The organism is Mycobacterium sp., from assembly GCF_049281135.1.
Lineage (GTDB): Bacteria > Actinomycetota > Actinomycetes > Mycobacteriales > Mycobacteriaceae > Mycobacterium.
Genome location: NZ_JBAPRN010000103.1, coordinates 1 through 4,882 on the forward strand (window position 1 = coordinate 1; position 4,882 = coordinate 4,882).

At 62.1% G+C, this 4,882-nt stretch carries 3 protein-coding genes and 1 pseudogene; 2 read left to right on the top strand and 2 right to left on the bottom strand.

Translation table 11 applies throughout. The features are described from left to right. Positions 1-177 precede the first annotated feature (177 nt). Positions 178-762, top strand: a complete 585-nt coding sequence (locus WAN02_RS04215; protein ID WP_422262923.1) for a hemerythrin domain-containing protein — start codon at positions 178-180, stop codon at positions 760-762. A 55-nt stretch (positions 763-817) separates the two neighbouring features. Here WAN02_RS04215 and WAN02_RS04220 read toward each other — a convergent pair whose 3' ends face one another. Next, positions 818-1,711 carry a manganese catalase family protein gene (locus WAN02_RS04220; RefSeq protein ID WP_422262924.1) on the bottom strand — a complete coding sequence of 298 codons (894 nt, stop codon included), beginning with the start codon at positions 1,709-1,711 and terminating at the stop codon, positions 818-820. Between the two features lie 593 nt (positions 1,712-2,304). Here WAN02_RS04220 and WAN02_RS04225 point away from each other — a divergent pair. Then, positions 2,305-3,432, top strand: a pseudogene (locus tag WAN02_RS04225) (fatty acid desaturase family protein); the annotation flags it as partial. Between the two features lie 107 nt (positions 3,433-3,539). Here the strand turns inward: WAN02_RS04225 and WAN02_RS04230 are convergent. Further along, positions 3,540-4,882: acyl-CoA dehydrogenase family protein (locus WAN02_RS04230; protein ID WP_422262925.1), on the bottom strand; the 1,343-nt coding region annotated here is incomplete at its 5' end.

Genomic DNA, 4,882 nt, shown 5'->3' on the forward strand with positions numbered 1-4,882 from the left:
GGCTTGGGTTGTTCGGTCTCGCGGGACTGAACCGACGTAATACGAGCGACGCCACCGTCGACGCAGCACCCACAGCCACTCGCGGGCGCGTCTAACATCCACCCCGCTCTAAACAGCCCCCGTCAGCGTTTCACTCTGACGGGGGCTGGCCAACTCATTTATGAAAAGGGAAATAGTATGGACGCGTTGACTTTTCTTCGTCAGGACCACAAGAGTGTGTTGGGCATGTTCGATGTGCTCGACGAGGCTCCGACTGGCTCTGGCGCCCAGCTGAGCGGCTTGGAAACGATGGTGACCAACCTGGTCATCGCCGAGTCGCAGCACGAAGCCATTGAGGAACAGCACTTCTGGCCCGCCGTACGCGCGGCGCTCGAAGACGGAGATGCGCTCGCGGACGAAGCGATTGCGCAGGAGCAGGATGGCAAGTTGCTATTACAGCGCCTGGCTGAGGGCAAGCCGGGTGAAGCCGAATACCACCAGACCCTAAAGGAATTCGTCAAGGTCGGCCGCGAACATATCGCTTACGAGCAGGATGTCGTGTTTCCACGGTTCGAAGCCGCCGCGAGCCGTGAGGAGCTGAACAAGCTCGGGGAAAAACTCGAGCGCGCCAAAAAAATCGCGCCCACCCGCCCGCACCCCGGCACTCCGCCCACCCCCACGGCGCTCAAGACGACGGGGATGGTCGCTGCGACAATCGATCACGTGCGCGACGCCTTCACCGGTCGCGCAGCCGACAACCCGCCGAACCCGCAGATCCACTGATAGACAGCAGATGGCCGGCGCCGAAATATTCGGCGCCGGCCATCATGCTTGTCAGTTATGTTGTGGGAAGATGCTGTTCGTGAGTGAAAGCCTTGTCGCCCGCGACACCGGGTGAACCCGTCGGGTTCTGCTCGGCGCCTTTGTTCTGGCTGATATCGGTACCCAGCCATTGTTGTTCGGGTTTCTCGATGTACTCCCACTCCATGCCCTCTGGCCATGGGCCTTGGCCCTTATTCCAGGGTCCGCGCACGGCGTCTCCGCCGTTGGACATGTTGAACGCGACATTCTGGAATCGAGGGTCACCCGGCAGCTTGCCGGGAGGGAAGTTCACCGGAAGTTCGTTGAGGGCAGCGGTGAACTGCTGGTAGTGCGCGATCTCGCGAGTCATCAGGAATGTCAACGAATCCTGCACGCCGGGATCGTCGGTGAATTGCTTGAGGTACTCGTAGACGACTTTCGCCCGGGACTCTGCCGCGAGGTTGCTGCGCAGATCCACGGCGGGATCGCCGTTCGCGCTGATAAAGGTGCTCGTCCAGGGGTTGCCGGCCGAGTCTTTGAAATCGGGTCCACCACCACTGAGCGTCAAGAACAATGGGCTGACCGCGACCTGGTGGATCGCTTGTTCGCGGCCGTCCGGTGTGGTCACCGCCGGCATCCAGTCGCATTTCTGGTTGGCCATTTTGAGATCGTCATTGAGTCCGTCCAGCAGCATCGTGATCATCGAGCCAACCATTTCGAGATGGCTGAGTTCTTCGGTGGCGATATCCATGAAGAGGTCGTACATCTTGGGGTTCTTCTCCCGCAGCACGAAGGCTTGGGTGAAGTACTGCAAGGCAGCGGTGAGTTCGCCGTTGGCCCCGCCGAACTGCTCTAACATCAGCGACGCGAATCGCGGATCAGGTTGGGTTACTCGAACCTCGAACTGAAGACTTTTGTTGTGGACGAACATTGCGCCTCCCAGGCGGCATTGAAGAAGATCCTAAAAAGAGGGAACCGGAGATGGTCGTCGAACCAGCTGCTGTAGTTCGTCCGGTGAAGCGATGCGGCTAATACCTACTCGCGAGATGAGCGTACCCATCCGACTGCTGGCTAAACGTTTCAGATGATGCATCGATCGATCCCGACGAGGCAGGATGCCCTTACTCGACGGGCACATCCGGTGCGGTTCGGAGAAATCAGCTCCCGGCCTCCGGTCACTGCGGCCGTGAAGTGCGTTCTACGGCAGGGATATTGACTGCGATGCGGTTCAACGGACCGCAGTGGGAATTAGGCATCCGAGGTGGTCTACCGGGGCGACGACGCTCATAACCGAGCCGGCCGCCACCGCCGGTAGACTGGCCCTGGTTGACAATCCAGCCGGCCCGAAAACGCTGTCCCCTGCAGCGACAGCGTGAGAGCGACCGCTCGCCACCGGGCATCCCGGTGATCTCACTAGAAAGTCACGATGCGAACGCGTCCAAAGTGGACCGTCACCGGCACGCCGGCGCCAACCACCACCCCATTCCCTGCGCGGCACTCCGTCGATTGCCCGGTGAGAAACTCATGGCCATCACCGACGTAAGTGAATACGCCCACCTGGGCGCCGCGGACGTCGAAGCACTTGCCGCCGAGTTGGACGCGATCCGGCGCGACGTCGAGGATTCGCTGGGCGCGAACGACCGGACGTATATCCAGCGCACTATCGCTGTTCAACGCTGCATCGATCTTGGCGCCCGTGTCGTGATCGGCGCCAGCCGAACCCGGGCCGGATGGGCGGTCGGCACTTGCGCCCTGGCCGCGGCCAAGAGCATCGAGAACATGGAGCTGGGCCACAATATCGGCCACGGTCAATGGGATTGGATGAACGATCCCGAAATTCATTCCACCACCTGGGAGTGGGACATGGCCGGGCTGTCCTCGCAATGGAGGTACTCCCACAACTACCGCCATCACATGTTCACCAACGTTGTCGGCGTCGACGACGATCTCGGTTACGGCGTCATGCGCGTCACCGGTGACCAACCGTGGAGGCCCAGCAATCTGTTACAGCCGCTGCGGCATCTATTGCTGGCGCTTGCGTTTGAATGGGGAATCGCACTGCACGGTCTGTATTCCGAACAAGATCGCGCGGATACTGACGCCGAAAGGTCTGCCCACACACGAGCGCTGCGCCGCAAAATCACCCGCCAGATAGGTAAAGATTTCCTGTTGATCCCTGCACTCGCCGGGCGGCGTTGGCGTCGGGTGCTTTTCGGAAACGTGCTAGCCAACCTGCTGCGAAACTTGTGGGCATACACCGTGATCTGCTGCGGTCACTTCGCTGACGGGGCTGAGAAATTCACCCCTGAAGCCCTGGAGGATGAGACCAAGGCGCAGTGGTATCTGCGACAAATGTTGGGTAGTGCCAATTTTCGGGCCGGGCCGGTGATGGCGTTCATGAGCGGAAATCTCTGTTACCAGATCGAACACCATCTCTATCCTGATCTGCCCAGCAATCGCTATGCGCAGATCGCCGAGCGGGTGCAGGAGGTCTGCGCGAAGTATGAGCTGCCCTACACCACGGGCCCGCTGGCGCGCCAATACCTACTGGTGTTGCGGACGATCGCCAAACTGGCTCTCCCGGACCGGTTCCTGGCCGCCTCCTCTGACGACACACCTGAAACCGCTTCCGAAGAGAAATTTCGCGGCGCCGTCAAACGAGCGGGCGTCGGGAACCCTGTTGCACGCCCGCAACCGCAAGAACCGGCTCAGCCGACGACAAACGTCGGATGCCAACGCGCGGACGAGTTACGTCCCGATCAGGTCTGCGCCACGGTCAGGAATCGGCGGGCAAGGTCGGACTCGGTCGACGCGCCCGCTTCCCAGTGCGCGATCCACGGTCCGGTTCCTTCGGACTGGTCGATGATCCCCTCTTCGAGCCAGGTGTAGCGCCCTTTCAATACGTTGGCGGCCAGCTGCGCGTCAGCCCCGTCGGTATTGGTCCACAAGGCCTCGAACAGTGCTTCCACCCGCAGGGTGGCCTGCTGACAAAACACATCGGCCAGCTCATAGGACTGCTCGCCACGGACCCGATCGTCGACGCGCTGTGCTTCGGCCCGCACGCATGCTGCTGCCATCGCGAACAGCTCGGCGCCGATATCCACCACGCGGCCGAGGAACCCCTGCTTTTGCTCCATCGCCGCTTGCCAACGCGCCATTGCGTAGAACGTGTTGCGGGCCAGCTTGCGTGCGGAGCGCTCGACGAACCGCAGATGCGTCGCCAAGTTGCCGAACTCGCGATACGCCGTCGGTCGCTGTCCTTCGCCGAACACCAACTGCGGCAACCACTTTGCGTAGAACCCGCTCGCCCCAGCGGCCGCCTTCGCCTTCTGGCGGATATCGGCTTTCGGATTCGCGAGGTCGCCCGCGGCACTGAGATGGGCGTCGACGGCCTCGCGGGCGATCAGCAGCCGCATGATCTCGCTGGAGCCTTCGAAGATGCGGTTGATCCTCAAGTCGCGGACCACCTGCTCCACCGGGACTGCCCGCTCGCCGCGCGCAGCCAGCGACTCAGCGGTTTCGTAGCCGCGCCCGCCGCGGATTTGCAGCAGCTCGTCGCCGATCTTGCAAGACATTTCGCTCGACCACAGTTTGGCCAGCGCCGCCTCGATCCGGATGTCGTTGCGGCCCTCGTCGGCCATCTGACCGGACAGTTCCAGCACCGATTCGAGCGCGTAACTCGTCGCGGCCATGAACGAGATCTTTTCGACGACCGCCCCGTGTTCGCCCACCGGCTTGCCCCACTGCACGCGCTCACCGGCCCACTCCCGGGCGATCTTCAACGACCATTTCGACGCGCCGGCCGCTATCGCGGGGATCGAGAGCCGCCCGGCGTTCAGCGTCGTCAACGCGATCTTGAGGCCGTCGCCTTCCTTGCCGATGAGGTTCTCGGCAGGCACCCGTACATTGTGGAGCCTAGTGAGGCCGTTCTCGATGCCGCGCAATCCCATGAACTTGTTGCGCCGCTCGACGGTGATGCCAGGCGAGTCGGCTTCCACGACGAACGCGCTGATGCCGCCGCGGTGCCCGTCGCTCTTCGGCACCCGGGCCATCACGACCAGCAATTCGGCGACGACGCCATTGGTCGTCCACAGCTTCACGC